Annotated in this window: 18 protein-coding genes and 1 pseudogene; 12 read left to right on the forward strand and 7 right to left on the reverse strand. The window is 71.4% G+C overall.

Annotation, left to right across the window (positions count from 1 at the left end; translation table 11 throughout):
* Positions 1 to 153: 153 nt before the first annotated feature.
* The 5 genes from rpe (at position 154) to ACLJQE_RS16480 (ending at position 3876) form a co-directional block, all read left to right on the forward strand.
* Positions 154 to 825, forward strand: coding sequence for a ribulose-phosphate 3-epimerase (rpe, locus tag ACLJQE_RS16460; protein ID WP_410640318.1), 672 nt, complete (start codon positions 154 to 156; stop codon positions 823 to 825).
* Between the two features lie 79 nt (positions 826 to 904).
* Entirely contained in the window at positions 905 to 1534 is a 630-nt protein-coding gene (locus ACLJQE_RS16465) for a riboflavin synthase (protein WP_410640084.1), read from the forward strand.
* Between the two features lie 73 nt (positions 1535 to 1607).
* Entirely contained in the window at positions 1608 to 2936 is a 1329-nt protein-coding gene (locus ACLJQE_RS16470; RefSeq protein ID WP_410640085.1) for a bifunctional 3,4-dihydroxy-2-butanone-4-phosphate synthase/GTP cyclohydrolase II, read from the forward strand.
* Positions 2933 to 3439, forward strand: a complete 507-nt coding sequence (gene ribH, locus ACLJQE_RS16475) for a 6,7-dimethyl-8-ribityllumazine synthase (protein WP_410640086.1) — start codon at positions 2933 to 2935, stop codon at positions 3437 to 3439. Before ACLJQE_RS16470 ends, ribH begins: the two co-directional genes overlap by 4 nt.
* Positions 3436 to 3876: a PH domain-containing protein gene (locus tag ACLJQE_RS16480; protein ID WP_410640087.1), complete on the forward strand. Its 441-nt coding sequence runs from the start codon at positions 3436 to 3438 to the stop codon at positions 3874 to 3876. Before ribH ends, ACLJQE_RS16480 begins: the two co-directional genes overlap by 4 nt.
* 120 nt (positions 3877 to 3996) lie before the next feature.
* On the opposite strand, the gene ACLJQE_RS16485 is transcribed toward ACLJQE_RS16480, so the two are convergent.
* On the reverse strand, positions 3997 to 4773 hold the full coding sequence (locus tag ACLJQE_RS16485) for an exodeoxyribonuclease III (RefSeq protein ID WP_410640088.1): 777 nt from the start codon (positions 4771 to 4773) through the stop codon (positions 3997 to 3999).
* A gap of 73 nt (positions 4774 to 4846) precedes the next feature.
* A complete protein-coding gene (locus ACLJQE_RS16490) occupies positions 4847 to 5569 on the reverse strand; it encodes a S1 family peptidase (protein WP_410640089.1) in 723 nt (240 codons plus the stop codon).
* A gap of 168 nt (positions 5570 to 5737) precedes the next feature.
* On the opposite strand from ACLJQE_RS16490, the gene uvrC reads away from it, so the two are divergent.
* From uvrC to ACLJQE_RS16515, 5 genes are all read left to right on the forward strand, one after another.
* Positions 5738 to 7693, forward strand: a complete 1956-nt coding sequence (gene uvrC, locus ACLJQE_RS16495) for an excinuclease ABC subunit UvrC (protein ID WP_410640090.1) — start codon at positions 5738 to 5740, stop codon at positions 7691 to 7693.
* Positions 7694 to 7735: 42 nt separating this feature from the next.
* Complete coding sequence (gene rapZ, locus ACLJQE_RS16500) at positions 7736 to 8593, forward strand: RNase adapter RapZ (protein WP_410640319.1); 858 nt, start codon at positions 7736 to 7738, stop codon at positions 8591 to 8593.
* 1 nt (position 8594) lies between these two features.
* Positions 8595 to 9581, forward strand: coding sequence for a gluconeogenesis factor YvcK family protein (locus ACLJQE_RS16505; RefSeq protein WP_410640320.1), 987 nt, complete (start codon positions 8595 to 8597; stop codon positions 9579 to 9581).
* Complete coding sequence (gene whiA, locus ACLJQE_RS16510) at positions 9581 to 10573, forward strand: DNA-binding protein WhiA (RefSeq protein WP_410640091.1); 993 nt, start codon at positions 9581 to 9583, stop codon at positions 10571 to 10573. Before ACLJQE_RS16505 ends, whiA begins: the two co-directional genes overlap by 1 nt.
* Before the next feature lie 253 nt (positions 10574 to 10826).
* Entirely contained in the window at positions 10827 to 11783 is a 957-nt protein-coding gene (locus ACLJQE_RS16515) for a glucosyl-3-phosphoglycerate synthase (RefSeq protein WP_410640092.1), read from the forward strand.
* A 1-nt stretch (position 11784) separates the two neighbouring features.
* Here the strand turns inward: ACLJQE_RS16515 and ACLJQE_RS16520 are convergent, their stop codons facing one another.
* Complete coding sequence (locus tag ACLJQE_RS16520) at positions 11785 to 12645, reverse strand: sterol desaturase family protein (RefSeq protein ID WP_410640093.1); 861 nt, start codon at positions 12643 to 12645, stop codon at positions 11785 to 11787.
* A gap of 70 nt (positions 12646 to 12715) precedes the next feature.
* On the opposite strand from ACLJQE_RS16520, the gene ACLJQE_RS16525 reads away from it, so the two are divergent.
* Positions 12716 to 13324 (forward strand): TetR/AcrR family transcriptional regulator, encoded by a 609-nt coding sequence (locus ACLJQE_RS16525; protein WP_410640094.1) that lies wholly within the window; start codon positions 12716 to 12718, stop codon positions 13322 to 13324.
* 11 nt (positions 13325 to 13335) lie between these two features.
* Here the strand turns inward: ACLJQE_RS16525 and ACLJQE_RS16530 are convergent, their stop codons facing one another.
* Positions 13336 to 14454, reverse strand: coding sequence for a hypothetical protein (locus tag ACLJQE_RS16530; RefSeq protein ID WP_410640095.1), 1119 nt, complete (start codon positions 14452 to 14454; stop codon positions 13336 to 13338).
* 165 nt (positions 14455 to 14619) lie between these two features.
* Here ACLJQE_RS16530 and ACLJQE_RS16535 point away from each other — a divergent pair, with 165 nt between their 5' ends.
* Positions 14620 to 14988: a hypothetical protein gene (locus tag ACLJQE_RS16535; protein WP_410640096.1), complete on the forward strand. Its 369-nt coding sequence runs from the start codon at positions 14620 to 14622 to the stop codon at positions 14986 to 14988.
* 69 nt (positions 14989 to 15057) lie between these two features.
* Here ACLJQE_RS16535 and ACLJQE_RS16540 read toward each other — a convergent pair.
* From ACLJQE_RS16540 to ACLJQE_RS16550, 3 genes and pseudogenes are all read right to left on the reverse strand, one after another.
* Positions 15058 to 17157, reverse strand: a pseudogene (locus tag ACLJQE_RS16540) (PQQ-dependent sugar dehydrogenase); the annotation flags it as partial.
* 313 nt (positions 17158 to 17470) lie between these two features.
* A complete protein-coding gene (locus ACLJQE_RS16545; RefSeq protein ID WP_410640097.1) occupies positions 17471 to 18304 on the reverse strand; it encodes a coproporphyrinogen III oxidase in 834 nt (277 codons plus the stop codon).
* Between the two features lie 38 nt (positions 18305 to 18342).
* Positions 18343 to 18780, reverse strand: a complete 438-nt coding sequence (locus tag ACLJQE_RS16550) for a PPOX class F420-dependent oxidoreductase (protein WP_410640098.1) — start codon at positions 18778 to 18780, stop codon at positions 18343 to 18345.
* Positions 18781 to 18839 lie beyond the last annotated feature (59 nt).

Here is an 18839-nt window from a genome sequence, read left to right on the forward strand (position 1 = left end):
GTGACCTCCCTCTCCGGAGCCAGATCCTGGTCACAACCACGCTTTTAGGGGGTCCGGGTGGCGGAGCCCCCGGCCCGGGGCGAAGCCTCGGTTGTCACCGGTTAGCGAGCGTTAGCGCGGCCCTCCTACACTCGGGACGTGGCAGACCGACCTTTGATCGCACCCAGCATCCTCGCGGCGGACTTCGCCCGGCTCGGCGATGAGATCGCCGCCGTCGCCGGCGACGGGGAGACCCGCGCCGACTGGGTCCACGTCGACGTGATGGACGCGCACTTCGTGCCCAACCTGACCCTCGGCCTGCCCGTGGCCAAGGCCCTGATCGACAGCACCGACCTGCCGATCGACTGCCACCTGATGATCGACGACCCGGACCGCTGGGCGGTCGGGTACGCCGAGGCCGGCGCCTACAACGTCACCGTGCACGCCGAGGCCGCGAAGGACCCGGTCGCGCTGGCGAAGAACCTGCGTGCCGCGGGGGCCAAGGCCGGCCTCTCGATCAAGCCGGGCACCGCGCTCGAGCCGTGGCTCGACGCCCTCAAGCACTACGACACGCTGCTGGTCATGTCGGTCGAGCCGGGCTTCGGCGGGCAGTCGTTCATCGCCGACGTGCTCGAGAAGGTCCGCACCGCGCGGCGGCTGGTCGACACCGGGCACCTGAAGCTGATCGTCGAGATCGACGGCGGGATCAACGCCGACACCATCGAGCAGGCCGCCGAGGCGGGCGTCGACTGCTTCGTCGCCGGATCCGCCGTCTACGGCGCCGTCGATCCGGGCAAGGCGGTCGCCGCGCTGCGCGAACAGGCGGCTCGCGGCCGGGCCGGCTGACGCGGGAGCGGCACCGGAGAAGCCACCGGGCCGCGACGGGTGTTGGATGGCAGGACCGGCTCACAAGGAGGCAGCGCACGTGTTCACCGGCATAGTCGAGGAGATCGGCGAAGTCACCGCGGTCGAGCAGCTGACGAACGCGGCCCGGCTGCGCGTCCGCGGCCCGCTGGTCACCAGCGACGCCGGGCACGGCGACTCGATCGCGGTCAGCGGGGTCTGCCTGACCGTCGTCGAGGTGGCGGGCGGCGAGTTCACCGTGGACGTCGTCCACGAGACGCTGCAGCGGTCGAGCCTGGCCAAGGTCGCGGTCGGCGACCGGGTCAACCTCGAACGCGCCACCCCGGCCGGCGGCCGGCTCGGCGGGCACATCATGCAGGGCCACGTCGACGGGACCGGCGTCTTCCTCGGCCGCGACGAGAACGGCGTCACGACGTTCGCGCTGCCGGCGCACCTGTCCCGGTACGTGGTCGAGAAGGGCTCGATCGCGGTCGACGGCGTGTCGCTGACGGTCGCGGCGATCAGCGCCGACCAGTTCGCGGTGGCGCTGATCCCGACCACCCTCGAAGTGACGACCCTCGGCCGCCGGGAAGCCGGCGACCTGGTCAACCTCGAGGTCGACGTGGTCGCGAAGTACGTGGAAAAGCTGGCCGAGGCCCACATCCGCGACCAGGTGCACAATCGGGACGGCGGCACGGAGGAGCGGTCATGAGTGAGCCTGCGAACGAATCATCCAACACTGCGTATTCGGCTCAGGCCGCGCCGAGCGTCAGCGAGGTGTGCGCATGAGTGAGACGAGTGCGGCAGAGCCCGAGGCGGGCTGGACCCCGTGCGGCAGCGGAGCGGTGTTCGACGCCAACGCCATCGAGCGGGCGATCTCGGACATCGCGGCGGGCCGCCCGGTCGTCGTGGTCGACGACGAGGACCGCGAGAACGAGGGTGACCTCATCTTCGCCGCCGAGAAGGCGACGCCCGAGCTGCTGGCCTTCATGGTCCGCTACACCTCGGGCTACGTCTGCGTGGCGCTGACCGAGTCCGAGGCGGACCGGCTCGACCTGCCGCCGATGTACCACACCAACCAGGACGCGCGGGGCACCGCGTACAGCGTCACGGTCGACGCCGCCGAGGGCATCAGCACCGGCATCTCCGCCGCCGACCGCGCGCACACGATCCGGCTGCTCGCCGCCCCTTCGTCCACGGCGAAGGACTTCCGGCGTCCCGGCCACGTCGTGCCGCTGCGCGCGAAGGAGGGCGGCGTGCTGCGCCGCCCCGGGCACACCGAGGCGTCGGTCGACCTGGCCCGGATGGCCGGGCTCGCCCCCGCCGGCGTGCTTTGCGAGATCGTGTCGCAGAAGGACGAGGGCGACATGGCGCGCCGCGACGAGCTCGAGGTGTTCGCCGCCGACCACGACCTGGCGATCATCACCATCGCCGACCTGATCGCCTACCGCCGCCGCACCGAGAAGCAGGTCGAGCGGGTCGCCGAGGCACGCATCCCGCTGGCCGCGGGCACGTTCCGCGCGGTGGGCTATGACTCGCTCCTCGACGGCATCGAGCACGTCGCGTTCGTCTACGGCGAGATCGGCGACGGCCAGGACATCCTGGTGCGGGTGCACTCCGAGTGCCTCACCGGCGACGTCTTCGGCTCGCTGCGCTGCGACTGCGGCCCGCAGCTGGAGGCGGCACTGGAAGCGGTGGCCACCGAGGGCCGCGGCGTCGTGCTCTACATCCGCGGCCACGAGGGCCGCGGCATCGGCCTCCTGCACAAGCTGCAGGCCTACCAGCTGCAGGACGACGGCGCGGACACCGTCGACGCGAACCTCGCGCTCGGCGTCCCGGCCGACGCCCGCGACTACGGCACCGGCGCGCAGATCCTGTGCGACCTCGGCGTCCGCACCATGCGGCTGCTGTCCAACAACCCGGCCAAGCGGATCGGCCTGGAGGGCTACGGCCTGCGCGTCACCGGGCGCGTGCCGCTGCCGATCTCGCCGAACCCGGAGAACCTGCGCTACCTGCGGACCAAGCGCGACCGGATGGGCCACGACCTGGCCCAGCTGGAGCACTACGACCAGGTCGGCGCGCGCCCCGAGCACCCCGACGGAGGAGCACTGTGAGCGGCGAAGGCCGTCCCGACGTCAAGCTGGACCTTTCCGACTGCAAGTCGCTGAAGCTCGGCATCGTCGTCACCCGCTGGAACGCGGACATCACCGGCGTCCTGCTGGAGCGGGCGCTGGTCGCGGCGCGCGAAGCCGAGCTCGAAGAGGATCCGACGGTCGTCCACGTCGCCGGCGCGGTCGAGCTCCCGGTGGTGGCGCAGGCGCTGGCCCGCACCCACGACGCGGTGGTCGCGCTCGGCGTGGTCATCCGCGGCGGCACCCCGCACTTCGAGTACGTGTGCGACGCGGTGACGGCGGGCCTGACCCGGGTGGCGCTCGACGAGAGCACCCCGGTCGGCAACGGCGTCCTGACGTGCGACACGCACGAGCAGGCCGTCGACCGGTCGGGCCGTCCGGGCTCGAAAGAGGACAAGGGCTACGAGGCGACGGTGGCGGCCCTGGACTCCGCGCACGTGCTGCGGAGCCTGCGCCAGCCGTGGACCGAGCGGGGTTTCGTGTGACCGTGAAGACTCTTCTGGTGATCCGCCCGCGGCGCGCGATGATCATGTGCAGCGTGCTGGCGGTGGCGCTGCTGGCGGTGTTCGTGGTGGTGGCGGTCCTGCTGCGCACCGGCGACACGGGGGTGCGCTTCCAGCGTTCCGACCAGGCGGCGATGGTGGGCATCGGGATCCTGCTGGCGTGCGGGGTGATGTTGTTCGCGATCGCGCGCGTGCGGGCCGACGCCGAGGGCATCGAGGTCCGGAACGTGCTGATCACCCGCCGTTTCGCGTGGAGCGACGTGCTGTCGGTGAGCTTCCCCGACGGGGCGTCGTGGGCGCGGCTGGAGCTGCCGGACGACGAGTACCACGCGGTGATGGCCGTGCAGGCGGTGGACCGCGATCGGGCGGTGGAAGCGGTGCGGGCCCTGCGGAAACTGCACCGCGCCGCCAACTTCTGACCCCTGCCCTCCCGGCTTCTCCAGCGCCCCAATGTGGCCTTGGTTGCGTTCAACGCACCGAAGGCCACCTTGGGTGCGTTGAGCGCACCGAAGGCCACCTTGGGGCGCTGGGGGCTCGGGTCAGAGGTCCAGGTCGACGACGATCGGTGCGTGGTCCGACGGGCCCTTGCCCTTGCGGGCGTTGCGGTCCACATAGGAATCCGTCACCGCGCCGGCGAACGGCTCGTTGCCGTACACCAGGTCGATCCGCATGCCCTTGTTGTTCGGGAAGTTCCCGGCCCGGTAGTCCCAGTACGTGAACGGGTGGTCGTACTTCAGCGGCCGCGGGAACACGTCCGACAGGCCGAGGTCCCGCAGCCGGGCCAAGGCGTCGCGCTCCGGCTTCGTCACGTGGGTCGACTCCGCGAACAGCGCGATGTCCCAGACGTCCGCGTCCGTCGGGGCCACGTTGAAGTCCCCGAGGACCGCGAACGGACCCGAAGACACCTCCGCCGCGACCAGCGACCGCAGTGCCTCGAGCCACTCCAGCTTGTACGCGTAGTGCGGGTTGTCCGGCTCACGCCCGTTGGGCACGTACACCGACCACACCCGCACGCCGCCACACGTCGCTCCGATCGCGCGGGCCTCGGAAGCCCCGTCGAACTGCGGCTCGCCCGGCAGCCCGCGCACGACGTCCGACAGGCCCACCCGCGACACGATGCCGACGCCGTTCCAGCGCCCCAGCCCGTACGCCGCGACCTCGTAGCCGAGCGCTTCGATCTCGGCCGCCGGGAACGCCTCGGTCGTGTTCTTGAGCTCCTGCAGGCACAGCACGTCCGGCGCCGTCTCCTCCAGGAAGCCCAGCACCCGGGGCAGACGGGGGATGATGGAGTTCACGTTCCAGGTGGCGATCCGCATGCCCGCGAGCATCCCACACGGCACCGACGGGAACGGGGCGGTGCCGGAAGCACCGCCCCGTCGAAGAAGGACCTCAGACGCCCGAAGTCGTCCGGATCCAGGACCGGCTCGCCGCCACGCTCGCGTAGTTGTTCGTGCCGCGCGTGTTGGACCCGCTCTGGTTCTGGACCGTCGACGCGACGCCGACCTGCACGCCGTTCGCCACCTCGGGCCCGCCCGAGTCGCCCTTCCACGCCGAGCCGTTGATGCCGACGCTCTGGATCGCGCGGCCGCCGTAGGCGTCCGTGGAGCGGCCGGTCACCTGGACGTTCGCCGTCTTCAGCGACGTCGCCGGCGGGCCGGTCGGGGTGGTGCGGCCCCAGCCGTAGATCTGGTTGGTGCTGCCGGTGGCCGGGTCCGAGCTGCCCAGGGAGATCGGCGAAGTGCCGGCCGCCGACGCCAGGTGCAGCAGCGCGATGTCGCCGTTCGGGGACTCGTACTCGCCGTCGACCGCGATCTTCGTGCCCGACAGCAGCGTGTTGCTGCCGACCCGGACGTACATGCCCGAGCCGTCCTGGTCGAGGCAGTGCACCGCGGTCAGCACCCAGCGCGACGCGATGACCGTGCCCGAGCAGTTGAAGCCCTGGTAGTCGCGCCCGGGCGTGTTGACGTACACCTGGGCGCCCCAGGAGACCGCCGGGGCGGTGCCGCCGCCGACGATGTTCGGCTGGACGCCCGCGGAGGCGACCGCGCCACCGGCGAGGGTCAGCGCGACGGCCGCGGCGGAAGCGGCGCCGAGGAGACGGAGAAAGCTCACGGTGGTGATCCTTTCGGAGGGGGACCGGACCGGCCGGTCGGAAAGTAACCACCGCGTCACAGGTACGGACACCGACGAAGGTCGGAAGCGTGCGAAGACCCGACTTCCGGCGGATCGGACAGCGGGGGGCCACCGAGAACTGTCGGTGCCGACCCATAGTCTGGGGAGGTGGCTGACCCGACCACCTACCGTCCCTCGCCGGGGAGCATCCCGGATGCCCCTGGCGTGTACAAATTCCGCGACGCGACCAAGCGGGTCATCTACGTCGGCAAGGCGAAAAGCCTCCGCAGCAGGCTGAACTCCTACTTCGCCGATCTCTCCGGCCTGCACCCGCGCACGCGGCAGATGGTGACGACGGCCGCGAGCGTCGAGTGGACCGTCGTCACCACCGAGGTCGAGGCGCTCCAGCTCGAGTACAACTGGATCAAGGAGTTCGACCCCCGGTTCAACGTCCGCTACCGCGACGACAAGAGCTACCCGATGCTCGCGGTGACGTTGAGCGAGGAGTTCCCCCGCCTGCACGTCTACCGCGGCGCGCGCAAGAAGGGCGTCCGGTACTTCGGCCCGTACGCGCACGCGTGGGCCATCCGGGAGACGCTCGACCTGCTGCTGCGCGTCTTCCCGGCCCGCACCTGCTCAGCCGGGGTGTTCCGGCGGCACGGCCAGATCGGCAGGCCCTGCCTGCTCGGCTACATCGACAAGTGCTCGGCGCCGTGCGTGGGCCGCGTCTCGGCCGACGAGCACCGCGACATCGTCGAGGACTTCTGCGACTTCCTGGCCGGCAAGACCGACGTCATGATCAAGCGCCTCGAAGCCGAGATGGCGGCCGCGTCCGAGGAGCTGGAGTTCGAGCGCGCCGCCCGGCTGCGCGACGACCTGGGCGCGCTGCGCCGCGCCATGGAGAAGCAGGCCGTGGTGCTCGGCGACGGCACGGACGCCGACGTCGTGGCGTTCGCCCACGACGACCTCGAAGCGGCGGTCCAGGTCTTCCACGTGCGCGGCGGCCGGGTCCGCGGCCAGCGCGGCTGGGTGATCGACAAGGCCGAGGAGATGGACGTCCCGGCGCTGGTCGACCACTTCCTCACCCAGTTCTACGGCGACGAGGCCGAGCTCGACGCCCGCGACGACGTCGATGCCGGCCCGGTCGTCCCGCGCGAGGTGCTGGTGCCGGAGCTGCCCGCGGACGCCGAGGCGGTCGCGGAGTGGCTCACCGGGCTGCGCGGCTCGCGGGTCCAGCTGCGGGTGCCGCAGCGCGGCGACAAGAAGGCGCTGGCCGAGACCGTGCAGCGCAACGCGGGGGAGGCGTTCACCCAGCACAAGCTGCGCCGCGCCGGCGACCTCACGGCACGTTCGGCGGCCCTCACCGAGCTGCAGGAGTTCCTGGGGCTCGACACCGCGCCGCTGCGCATCGAGTGCATCGACATCAGCCACATCCAGGGCAGCGACGTCGTCGCGTCGCTCGTCGTGTTCGAGGACGGGCTGGCACGCAAGTCCGAGTACCGGCGCTTCGCCCTGCGGGAGGCGGCCACGGAGGGTGACGTCGCCTCGATCGCCGAGGTCGTCCGGCGCCGGTTCTACCGCTACCTCAAGGAAACCGCGGAAGAGTCGAGCACACCCGGTCTCGACCCGGAGACCGGGCGGCCGAAGAAGTTCGCCTACCCGCCGAACCTGCTGGTCGTCGACGGTGCGGGCCCGCAGGCCACCGCGGCCGCCGACGTGCTGGCCGAGCTCGGCATCACCGACATCTCGGTGATCGGGCTGGCGAAGCGGCTCGAAGAGGTCTGGCTGCCCGCCGACCCCGATCCGGTGATCCTGCCCCGGACGTCGGAGGGGCTGTACCTGCTGCAGCGGCTCCGTGACGAGGCCCACCGCTTCGCCATCGCCTACCACCGCGAGAAGCGCTCGAAGCGCCTGGTGACGTCCGAATTGGACAGTGTGCCCGGGCTGGGGCAGGCTCGCCGCACCGCGCTGATCAAGCACTTCGGTTCGGTGAAGAAGCTCAAGCAGGCCAGGGTCGAAGAGATCGAGGCGGTGCCCGGCTTCGGCAGGCGCACCGCGGAAGCCGTGGTCGCCGCGCTGGCCGGGGAGTCCGGCGCGAGCAACGGCACAGGAGCAGGGGAGTAGGGAAACACAGTGAGTGCGCAAGAGGAGATCCGTGGCTCCGGCATGGAGGTCGCGGTCGTGTCCGGGTTGTCGGGGGCGGGCCGCAGCACGGCGGCCAAGTGCCTGGAGGACCTGGGCTGGTTCGTCGTCGACAACCTGCCCCCGGAGCTGATCGCCACCATGGTCGAGCTGGGCGCGCAGGCGCGCGGCGCGATCACGAAGGTGGCGGTGGTGATGGACGTGCGCTCGCGCGCGTTCACCGACGACCTGGCCTCGGTGATCAAGGACCTCGACGCCCGGGGCTACAAGCCGCGGGTGCTGTTCCTGGAGGCGACCGACGCCGTGCTGGTACGGCGCTTCGAGGCCGTCCGCCGGGGCCACCCGATGCAGGGTGACGGCCGGCTGGCCGACGGCATCACCGCGGAGCGGACGCTGCTGGAGCCGCTGCGCGAAGAGGCCGACCTGGTGCTCGACACGTCGTCGCTGTCGGTGCACGACCTGCGCGCCAAGATCGAGGACGCGTTCGGGTCCGAGTCGAGCACGCAGACCCGCGTCACCGTGCTGTCCTTCGGCTACAAGTACGGCCTGCCGATGGACGCCGACCTGGTGATGGACGTCCGGTTCCTGCCCAACCCGTTCTGGATCCCGGAGCTGCGGGAGCACACCGGGCTCGACGGCGAGGTCCGCAACTACGTCCTCTCCCAGGAGGGAGCCGAGGAGTTCCTCGACCGCTACCACCAGCTGCTGCGGCTGATCGGCGCCGGCTACAAGCGCGAGGGCAAGCGGTACCTGACGCTGGCCGTCGGCTGCACCGGCGGCAAGCACCGCAGCGTGGCGCTGTCCGTGGAGCTCGCCCAGCGTCTGTCCAAAGAGGACGGAATGGCCGTGAAGGTGGTGCACCGCGACCTTGGTCGTGAATAACGTGCGCGTGGTCGCCCTCGGGGGCGGCCACGGACTGCACGCCACGCTGTCCGCGGTGCGCCGGGTCACCCCCGACGTCACCGCGGTCGTGACCGTGGCCGACGACGGCGGATCGTCCGGCAGGCTGCGTCGCGAACTCGGCCTGCTGCCGCCGGGCGACCTGCGGCAGGCGTTCGCCGCCTTCGCCGCGGAGGACGGCGGCACCCTGTGGGCCGAGGTCTTCCAGCACCGCTTCGGCGGCGACGGCGCACTGGCCGGGCACGCGGTGGGGAACCTGCTGCTGGCCGGGCTCTTCGAAGTGCTCGGCGACCCGGTCGCCGCGCTCGACGAGGCCTGCCGCCTGATGGGCGTCTCGGGCCGGGTGCTGCCGATGTCGCCGGAGCCGCTGGAGATCGTGGGGCAGGTCAGCGGCCTCGACAGCGAGGACCCGGCGGCGGTGCGCACGATCCGCGGCCAGGTCGCGGTGGCGTCGACGCCGGGGCAGGTGCAGCGCGTCAGCCTGCACACGCCGGGCCGGTCGGGGCGGCCGCCGCAGGCGTGCACGGAAGCCGTCGACGCCGTGCTGGCCGCCGACGTCGTGTTCCTCGGGCCCGGCTCGTGGTTCACCAGTGTGCTGCCGCACCTGCTCGTGCCGGGGCTGCACGACGCGCTCGTGCGCACGGCCGCGACGAAGGTGCTCGTGCTCAACCTTGTCCCCCAGCCGGGGGAAACCGCGGGATTCTCCCCGGAGCGGCATCTCGACGTACTCTTCGAACACGCCCCCGATCTGCGGGTCGACGCGGTGATCGCGGACCGCGATTCCGTGCCCGACCCGGCGAATCTCCGGCGGGCGGCGGAACGGCTGGGCGCCCGGGCACACCTGGGGGCGGTGGCCGACCCCGAAGTGGCGGGACGGCATGATCCTGATGCGCTCGCGTTGTGCATGCGGGAGGCTCTCGGTCTCGGCGGGGAGCACGGGGGAGGAGCGAAAGGCAGGGAGGGGCAGTAATGGCGATGACCGCCGCGGTGAAAGACGAACTGAGCCGGCTGGAGATCACGAAGATCGGGCCGCGCCGGGCGGAGGTCGCGTCGCTGCTTCGCTTCGCCGGCGGGCTGCACATCGTGGCCGGCCGGGTGGTCGTGGAGGCGGAGCTGGACACGGGCTCGGTCGCGCGACGGCTGCGCAAGGAGATCCACGAGCTGTACGGCCACCATTCGGACGTCCACGTCATCACCGCCAGCGGCGGGCTGCGCAAGGGCACCCGGTACGTCGTGCGCGTGGTGAAGGACGGTGAGGGCCTGGCCCGCCAGACCGGGCTGATCGACCAGCGCGGCCGCCCGGTGCGCGGGCTGCCCGCGGCCGTGGTGTCCGGGGGAGTGGCCGACGCGGAAGCGGCGTGGCGGGGCGCGTTCCTCGCGCACGGTTCGCTGACCGAACCGGGCCGGTCGTCGTCGCTCGAAGTGACGTGCCCGGGCCCGGAGGCGGCGCTGGCCCTGGTGGGCGCGGCGCGCCGGATGGGCATCCAGGCGAAGTCCCGCGAGGTCCGCGGAGCCGACCGGGTGGTGGTCCGCGACGGCGACGCGATCGGCGCCCTGCTGACCCGCCTCGGCGCGCACACGAGCGTCCTGCAGTGGGAAGAGCGGCGGATGCGCCGCGAGGTCCGGGCGACGGCGAACCGCTTGGCCAACTTCGACGACGCGAACCTGCGGCGCTCGGCCCGCGCGGCGGTGGCGGCGGCGGCCCGCGTGGAGCGGGCACTGGAGATCCTCGGCGAGACGGCCCCGGACCACCTCCTGGCGGCGGGCCGGCTGCGGTTGTCCAACCGGCAGGCGTCCCTGGAGGAACTGGGCCAGCTGTCGGACCCGCAGATGACGAAGGACGCGGTCGCGGGCCGGATCCGGCGGCTGCTGGCGATGGCGGACAAGCGGGCCAAGGACCTGAACATCCCGGACACCGAGTCGGCGGTCACGCCGGAGATGCTGGAAGAAGAAGACGCCTGACGAGGTCCCGCGGCCACGGTTCGGCGATGGCGGGTTCGCGGGTCGAGCCGTTTCCGCACCGCGGGGCGAGCGGCCGGCTTCGCCGACGGGGAAGGGCCCCCGCGGGTCGCCGCCCGCATCGTCGCTGGTCAGCCGGTTTTCGTCCACCGCGTTAACGCGACCCGCCATCTCGTAACACCGCGGTAGCGCCGTGGAGCGGTGCTCGAAACGCGGCACCCCGAACCTCGGAAGCGAACGAGGGAAGGGGAAACGCATGCTGCAGGTTTCGCCGGAAATCGGCACCTGGATCACCCGGCGCAGCAGCAAGGCCGGGGACTGGACCACCCGGGAGCTCGTCGCGGCCAAACGCGGGACCACGGTGTCCGTGGTCATCCCGGCCCGGAACGAGGAAGCCACCGTCGGTCCGATCGTCGCGGCGATCCGGGACGAGTTGTACGGCGTGCTCGTCGACGAGATCGTCGTCGACAGCCGGTCCACCGACGCCACCGCCGAAGTGGCCGCCGCCGCGGGGGCCGCCGTCGTCGCGCAGGACGCCGTCTTCCCCGAGCTCGGCGGGCTGGCCGGCAAGGGTGAAGCGCTGTGGAAGGGCGTCGCGGCGACGAGCGGTGATCTCGTCGTCTTCGTCGACGGCGATCTGCACGACTTCACCACGGACTACGTCACCGGGCTGCTCGGCCCGCTGCTCACCGATCCGTCGGTCGCCTACGTCAAGGGTTTCTACCACCGCCCGCTCGGCACCGAGGCGGACGGCGGCGGCCGGGTCACCGAACTCGTCGCCCGCCCGCTGCTCAACATGTTCTGGCCGGAGCTCGCCGGGTTCGTCCAGCCGCTGGCCGGTGAATACGCGGGCCGCCGGGAGGTGCTGGAGAGCATCCCGTTCGTCGCGAACTACGGCGTCGAAGTCGGGCACCTCATCGACCTGCTCGAACAGCGCGGCCTCGACGCGCTCGCCCAGGTCGACCTCGGCCACCGCGCGCACCGCCACCAGAGCACCCAGGCGCTGGGCCGGATGTCCGGGCAGATCATGCAGACGCTCTTCGACCGCTTGGAGCGCCACGGCCGGATGGTCACCGCGGCCCCGCCGGCGACGCTGCTCGCGCAGTTCCGGCGCGGGACGTCCCCCGGCGTCGAGCGCGAGATCGTGCTGACCGACCTGACCTCACCGCAGCGGCCGCCCCTGAACAGCCTCGCGCTGCGGGACATCGCGTAGCTCACGCGGGCACGTGTTCGGGCTGCCAGCCGGGTGGCCCGAACACGTAGCCCGCGCGCTCGCGCCACGTCCGCGCCGCGCGGAGGTCGCGCAGGATCGAGCCGTACTCGTGGAAGCCCACCTTGAGCAGGTGGTACGTCTCGATGTTCTTCGTCAGCCCGTACGTCGGCCGCTTGCCTTCGGGGACGAAGCTGCCGAACAGCCGGTCCCAGACGATGAGGATGCCGCCGTAGTTGGCATCCAGGTACTCCGCGTCGCTGCCGTGGTGGACCCGGTGGTGTGACGGGGTGTTGAAGACGTACTCGAACCAGCGCGGCAGCTTGCCGACCTTCTCGGTGTGCACGAAGAACTGGTAGACGAGGTCGATCGACAGGCCGGTCAGGATCATCCACGGCGGGATGCCGCACAGCGCCAGCACCGACCAGAACGGCAGCTGGAAGTACGGGGTCCACTTCTGCCGCAGCGCCGTCGAGAAGTTGTAGTGCTCGCTGGAGTGGTGCACCTGGTGGCCGGCCCAGAGCAGCCGCACGCGGTGGCTGGCCCGGTGGTAGGCGTAGAACACCAGTTCCTGGCCGAGCAGCATGAGCACCCACGTCCACCAGTCGCGCGGGTCGAGCTTGACCGGCGCCAGTTCGAACAGCGCCGCGAACACGACGAGCATCACCAGCCGGAACAGCGCGTTGACCCCGACGGCGACCGTGCCCATCAGCATGCTCGTGCGGGTGTCGGCGACGCTGTAGCCCACGACGTTGTCGTCGTGGCCCAGCACGTGCACCGCGACGATTTCGATCGCCACGAACAGCAGGAACACCGGAATCGCGAACAGCACGGGGTCGCGCAGGTGCGCCAGGAACTCGGCCACGTCGCCTCCTCGGATCTGACCATGCGGTAACTTACCCTTGGGTCACTTCACGCACGGTAGGCTCTCGCGCGTGACGGAGTCAAGGGCGGTCGGGACCAAGGGCATGCCGCGCGAAGAGCGCGCGGCCCAGCTCGTCGTGGCCGGCACCGAAGAGTTCGGCCGGGCGGGGTACGCGGGCGCGTCGATGGTCGAGATCGCCCGCCGGGTCGGGGTCACGAAGCCGTTGCTGTACCAGTACTTCGGCTCGAAGGACGGCCTGTACCTGGCCTGTCTGCACCGCGCGGGCGGCCGGCTCACCGAAGGCGTGGCGACGACCATGGCGGCCGGCGGCGAGCCCGACCAGATGCCGCTGAAGGTGCTCTCCGCGATCTTCACGACGTTCGACCACGACCGCTACGCGTGGCGCCTCCTGCGCGACGCGACGGTGCCGTCGACGGGCGACATCGCCGCGGCGGCAGCGGACTACCGCCACCGGCTCGACGCGTTCGCGGTGCTCGGCGCCACCCAGCTGCTGACCTCCCGCGGCCTGGCCGACCCGGCCGACATCGACGCGGTCGCGCAGGTGTGGACCGGGGTGGTCGACTCGCTGATCGGCTGGTGGATCGACCGCCCGGAGGAAGACGCGGACGCGATGACGGCCCGTTGCGCCCGGATCATGGGCGGGTTGTTCGGCTGGTGAGCCCGGCCGCGTCAGCCGCTTCCGGTCAGCTCGGCCAAGGCTGCACGCACCTCCGCGAGCAACCGCGCCTGATCGTCGCCGTAGGTGTACCCGGCCGCCGACAACGCCTGGCCCAGTGCTTCCGATGCATCCTCGTCGACCGCCGCGAAGATCGCCGGGAACGCCATCGCCTGCTGCAACGCGTTGTCGTGCCGTCCGTCCGGCGTGCGCACCAGCGTGTTCGGGACCTCCGGGTCCGACAGGAGCCGGTCCCACGCCGCGGTCCAGTCGTCGAACGGCGGGGGCAAGGCCGTCCCCTCGTCCATCGCGCGCAGGCCGTCGGCGATCCAGCCGACACCGTCGAGCCCGGCCCGCTCGAACGCGAGGCGGGCCACCCGGCGGGCGAGCGCGCGGCAGGTTTCCGGCCCCGCGGCGACCGCCGCCCCGGCCAGGTCGCGGTCGCGCTTGGCGAACTCCCGCAGCGAGCCCGGCGGCAGGTTCAGGACCGGTTCGTCCGGCAGCACCCCGCCCCACTCGCGGAGCAGCTGCTCGTGCCGCGCCTTCGCGTGCGCTTCCTCCTCGGCCCGTCGGCTCGCCTCCCGCCGGGCGGCGAGCTCCTCTTCGGTCGGCGGCGGGGGCAGGTCCCGCGCGAAACCGTGCCAGTAGGCCGCGATCGCGCTCGATGCGCGGACGACGACGTCCGAGGCCGCCGGTGCGGGCCAGAACTGCAGCAGGTAGCTGTCCAGCCGAGGCTCGCCGCCGAGCCGGGTGTCGCGTTCGCGGCCCGCGTCCATCGCCGTGCCGCCGTAGCGGACGCGGTAGTCGCCGGGAGCCAGCTCGAGGTCCCACCAGTCCGAGCCGCCCCAGGTGACCAGCACGGTCCGGCCCTCGGCCCGGAAGGTGACCTCGACGACGTCTTCCGCGTCGCTGTCCGGTGGTTCGGTTTCGTGCACCTCGGCGGTGAAGCCGACCTCGCCGGTGTGCAGCCCGGTGATGAGGAAGAGGGTGCCGGGCACCGCGGCGCCGCACAGCCCGTTGCGTTGCCCGGTGAAGCACGCCGTCAGGTCACCCTCGAACGGTTCTCCGGCCTCGTCGTGGACGTAGATCTGTCCATAGTGGACGTGAACGTCGCCGTGGACCACGGTTCGCATGGCGGTCAGCATGGCAGAGACCACCGACAGTCTCGATTTGCCGCTTTTGTCCGCTTGTGCCGACACGGAGAGTGCCCTTCGCGGATTCGTTGCTCGAATGGCGTAGCGAAACCGGTACGGTTCGCGATTAATCTGGGAAGTCGTCCCGTCGAGAGGTTGCCCCCCATGCCCGAACCAGCCGCATCCCTCCCGGCCGACGCCCGGCTCGCCGCGCGGTTCACCGAGGACCTGCTCGACGGCTGCCGGGTGCTGGCCAAGGATTACGGCTACCGCCCCGCCCAGTTCGAACGCATGGTGCGCGAACACGGCGGCGTCGAAGCGGCCCGCCTGCTCCTGCGCGGGGCCGGCACCGCGGGCGGCTTCACCGTGCTCTGGGAGAAGAACCAGCTGGGCCGCAGCTCCGAGGCGGTCATGCTCCGCGAGGAGTACGCCGAGCTGTTCACCCCCGACGAGCTCCTGCTGGCCCGCCGCCGGCTGGAGGAACACGGCTTCGACGTCGACGCCCACCTGCGCAAGGTGGCGGGGACGCAGTAAGGGCGGCAGGGGTGACCGGCGCCGCTCCGGTCACCCCTGCCGCGGCTTTCAGGCGGCCGCGCCGGACTGGCCGCCCGGCACGGCACTCGCCGCCGAGCCGCCCGGGAACTTCAGCCGCACGATCACGTTGTCCAGCGCCGACGGCGTACCGCCGTTCTTGTCGTTGTTCGTCGAGGTCAGCCAGAGCCCGCCGGCCGGGGTCCTGGTGACCGAGCGCAGCCGGCCCCAGCGGCCGGAGAACAGCGTCGACACCGTGCCGACGCCGGTGCCGGCGGCGTTGATCTGCATGGCGAACAGCTGCTGCCCGGTGACGCCGGCGAGGTAGATCCAGTCGTTGACGATCTCCAGCCCGCTCGGCCCGGCCTGCGAAGTGGACCAGGTCTTCTTCGGCGCGAGGTAGCCGCTGCAGCTGCCTTGCGTGCCTTCACAGCTGGGCCAGCCGAAGTTGCCGCCTCGCTGGATCAGGTTGAGCTCGTCCTGGCTGCTCTCGCCGAACTCCGCCGCCCACAGCCGGCCCCGGGAGTCCCAGGCCAGGCCCTGCGGGTTGCGGTGACCGTAGCTCCAGACGTACCGCGCGTTGCCGCCGGTGGCGTAGAAGGGGTTGTCGCCCGGCGCGGAGCCGTCGGAGTTGAGCCGCAGGACCTTCCCGTTGAGAGAACTCTTGTTCTGCGCGTTGCCGCTGTTCTTCGCGTCGCCGACGGTGGCGTACAGCTTGCCGTCGGGACCGAACCTGATCCGGCCGCCGTTGTGGTAGCGGTTCTTCGCGATCCCGGTCAGCACCGGCGTCGACGTCGAGGACAGCGTGCTGCCGTCGTAGGTCATCTTCACGATCCGGTTGTCGGCGGAAGCCGTGTGGTAGAGGTAGATCGCGTGGTCGGCCGCCCAGTTCGGCGAGATCGCCAGGCCGAGCAGGCCGCCTTCGCCGGTGGTCGTGACCGCGCCCGGCACCTTGCCCAGCGTGGTCTTCTGGCCGGACGGCGTGACGAGCACGATCTCGAACCGGTCCCGCTCGGTCACCAGCGCGTTGCCGTTCGGGAGGAAGTCCACCGACCAGCCGAGATCGACCTTCGCGATGTCCTTGTCGTACTCCGGGATGCCGCCCGCGCCGCCCGGCGCACCGGTCTTCGCGGTGACCGCGTTGCTCGCGGCCGAGCTGTTGCCGTCGGGGTCGCGGGCCTTGACGGTGAACGTGTACGAGGTGTCCGGGCCGAGGTTCGTGATCGTCGTCGCGAGCGACGTCGTGGTCGCCACCTTCGTGGCGCCCTGGTAGACGTCGTAGCCCGCGACGGTGCCGCCGTTGTCCGTGGAGGCGTTCCACGCCAGGGAGACGCTGTTCGCGGTGACGCCGGTGGAGCGCAGGTTGCCCGGCACGCTGGGTGGGGTGGTGTCGTTGCTCGGCGGCGTGGTGAAGGTGACCACGTTGCTCTGCTGCGACGGGTTGCCCGCGGCGTCGAACGCGCCGACCGAGATGTCGTAGGCCGTGTTCGGGGTCAGGTTGTCGACGGTGGCGCTCGTGGTGCTGCCGTCGACGGTCTTGAGGGTGTTGCCGCCGCGGTTGATCTCGTAGCGGACGACGCCGACGTTGTCCGTCGCGGCGGTCCAGCCGAAGGTCGCCGCGGTGGGCAGGATGGTGCTCGCCTCGAGGTTCGACGGCGGCGAGGGCGGTTCGCCGTCGACCGGGGCGGTGAACGTGCCGGTGAGCTTGTCGGCGTTCGGGCCGCCGGTGGCGGTGGTCGCGGTGGTGCGGACCTTGTTGACGCCGGCGGTGAGCTGGACGGTCGCGGTGGCGGTCTTCCAGGTCGTCCACGCGCCGGTGGCGGGGAAGTCGAGGGTGCCCTTGTCGCCGCCGTCGACGGTCAGCTTCACCGGCCGGTTGCCGGTGGTTCCGTTGGCGTAGCGGAAGGTCAGCGTGTGCGTGCCCGCCTGGGCGGCGTTCACGGAGTATTCGACGTAGCTGCCGGCGACGTTGTCGAAGTCGACGAACCCGGTGCCGCTGTAGCCGGCGTGGTTCGATTCGACCGCGCCCTGCGAGATGGTGGCGTTCTCGGCTTCGTAATCGGTGTCCGCGGCGGACGCGGCCCACGCGGTGACCGGGGTGATCGCGGTGAGGCCGAGCGCTGCGACGGCGGTACCGGCCAGTACCGCGCGCCACGGTGGACGGGGTGCCACGGGGAGCCTCCTGCGTGGGTCGGGGGACAGGCGGTGACCGGGGGCGGAAGGGGCGGCGAACCACCGGCGGCAATAGTTAGGAAAGTTTCCTATTTATGGGACAGATCACACACCCTCCGAGCGGGCCCTGTCAATAGTCGACACGACGGCTCACTCAGTGTGCCAACGGTTTCCCGCTCACCGGGCCACCTGCCCCCGGACGGCCGACAGTCACGCTTCAAGCGCCCCAATGTGGCCTTCGGTGCGTTCAACGCACCCAAGGTGGCCTTCGGTGCGTTGAACGCAACCAAGGCCACCTTGGGGCGCTGGGTAGTCAGCCCGCTGTCACCGGGGTTTCGGCCGCCCAGTCACGCGGGACGAGGAACGCCGCCAGCTCCGCCTCCGCGCTCCCCGGCTCGGGCGTGAACTCCGCCTCCCACCGGGCCAGCGGCGGCAGCGCCGTCAGGATCGCTTCGGCGTCGGCCTGCACCGCGGTCGCCGCGTCGTGGACGAGCGTGAACTCGACGTACCGGCCGCGGCGGTACAGCTGCCACTGCCGCTCGCGCTCGCCGTACGGCACGTCCTTCCGCCGCCGCACGATCGGGAAGTACGCCGGCGCGATCGCGGCCATCCCCGCCGCCGTGAACGCCGCCGAACGCCGCCAGCCGTCCGGGCCGGGCAGGCTCAGGTGGTCGAAGAGGATGCCGCCGATGCCGCGGGCCTCGTCGCGGTGCGGAAGCCGGAAGCGGTCGTCGCACGCGCGTTTCGCCTGCGCGTGGAACGCCGGGTCGAGCGTGTCGCAGTGGTTCTTCAGGACGCGGTGGAAGTGCGTCGCGTCCGAGGCGAAGCCGTAGCAGGGCAGGAGGTCGGCACTGCCGCCGAACCACCACGCGTCCGCGGTTTCGCGGTAGCGGAAGTGCGCCTGGAACGCCGGGACGTACGGGTTGCGCGGGTGCAGCACGACCGACAGCCCGGCCGCGAAGCACTCGTCCGAGAAGGCCGCGCTGACCACGGCGCGTTCGAAGACGTCACCCTGCTCGAGCCGCCGCGTGCGGCCGGACCGGCCGAAGCGGCCACCGCCGTCGAGGCGTTCCAGCTCGGCCACCAGTTCCCGCTGGCCCGCGCTGACGATCGCCTTGACGGCGTCGCGTCTGTCCCCTGAAGGCATACCCCCACCCCCGGGGGCAGATTACCAGCGAAACGGGGTCAGCCGGCGATGTCGGCCCGCGCGATCACCTTGGTGATCTTCGCCCGGACGAGGGATTCCTCGGGGACGGCGTTGCGCTTGCCGTACGCCTCGGCCTGCTCGGCACCCATGTACCGGCCGCCCAGCTTCGTCGCCCACTCGAGCATGTCGTCGTAGTCGTGGGTCAGCCGCGCCTCGGCGGTGAACTGGACGTAGGAGAACGGCGGCTTCTGGTCGTCGACGGCCAGGCTGATGCGCCCGTCGCGGGCGATGGCCTTGCCCTTGAGCGTCTCGGTGCCGGTGGTGAAGATCAGCTCGTCGCCGTCCGGGCCTTCGTTCAGCAGGAACCAGATCGGCGTCACGATCGGGGCGCCGTTGGCCCTGACCAGGCCGAGCATGCCGGTCCGGGTGCCTTCGGACGCGAATTTCCACCACTCGTCACGGCTCATCTCATGCATGGGAGGGACGTTAGCCCGTCACCCGGGCGTGCGCAGAGGGTGGCCGACTAGCCTGGCCT

It is taken from the genome of Amycolatopsis sp. lyj-346 (assembly GCF_046548975.1).
Taxonomy (GTDB): Bacteria; Actinomycetota; Actinomycetes; order Mycobacteriales; family Pseudonocardiaceae; genus Amycolatopsis.

What these genes read in the sequence shown, in the direction of transcription:
- ACLJQE_RS16530 (WP_410640095.1), bottom strand. Translation starts at nt 14,454, where the DNA reads ATGCGAACCGTGGTCCACGGCGACGTTCACGTCCACTATGGACAGATC.
- ACLJQE_RS16470 (WP_410640085.1), top strand. Translation starts at nt 1,608, where the DNA reads ATGAGTGAGACGAGTGCGGCAGAGCCCGAGGCGGGCTGGACCCCGTGC.
- ACLJQE_RS16515 (WP_410640092.1), top strand. Translation starts at nt 10,827, where the DNA reads ATGCTGCAGGTTTCGCCGGAAATCGGCACCTGGATCACCCGGCGCAGC.
- whiA (WP_410640091.1), top strand. Translation starts at nt 9,581, where the DNA reads ATGGCGATGACCGCCGCGGTGAAAGACGAACTGAGCCGGCTGGAGATC.
- rapZ (WP_410640319.1), top strand. Translation starts at nt 7,736, where the DNA reads ATGGAGGTCGCGGTCGTGTCCGGGTTGTCGGGGGCGGGCCGCAGCACG.
- ACLJQE_RS16550 (WP_410640098.1), bottom strand. Translation starts at nt 18,780, where the DNA reads ATGCATGAGATGAGCCGTGACGAGTGGTGGAAATTCGCGTCCGAAGGC.
- ACLJQE_RS16535 (WP_410640096.1), top strand. Translation starts at nt 14,620, where the DNA reads ATGCCCGAACCAGCCGCATCCCTCCCGGCCGACGCCCGGCTCGCCGCG.
- ACLJQE_RS16545 (WP_410640097.1), bottom strand. Translation starts at nt 18,304, where the DNA reads ATGCCTTCAGGGGACAGACGCGACGCCGTCAAGGCGATCGTCAGCGCG.
- ACLJQE_RS16485 (WP_410640088.1), bottom strand. Translation starts at nt 4,773, where the DNA reads ATGCGGATCGCCACCTGGAACGTGAACTCCATCATCCCCCGTCTGCCC.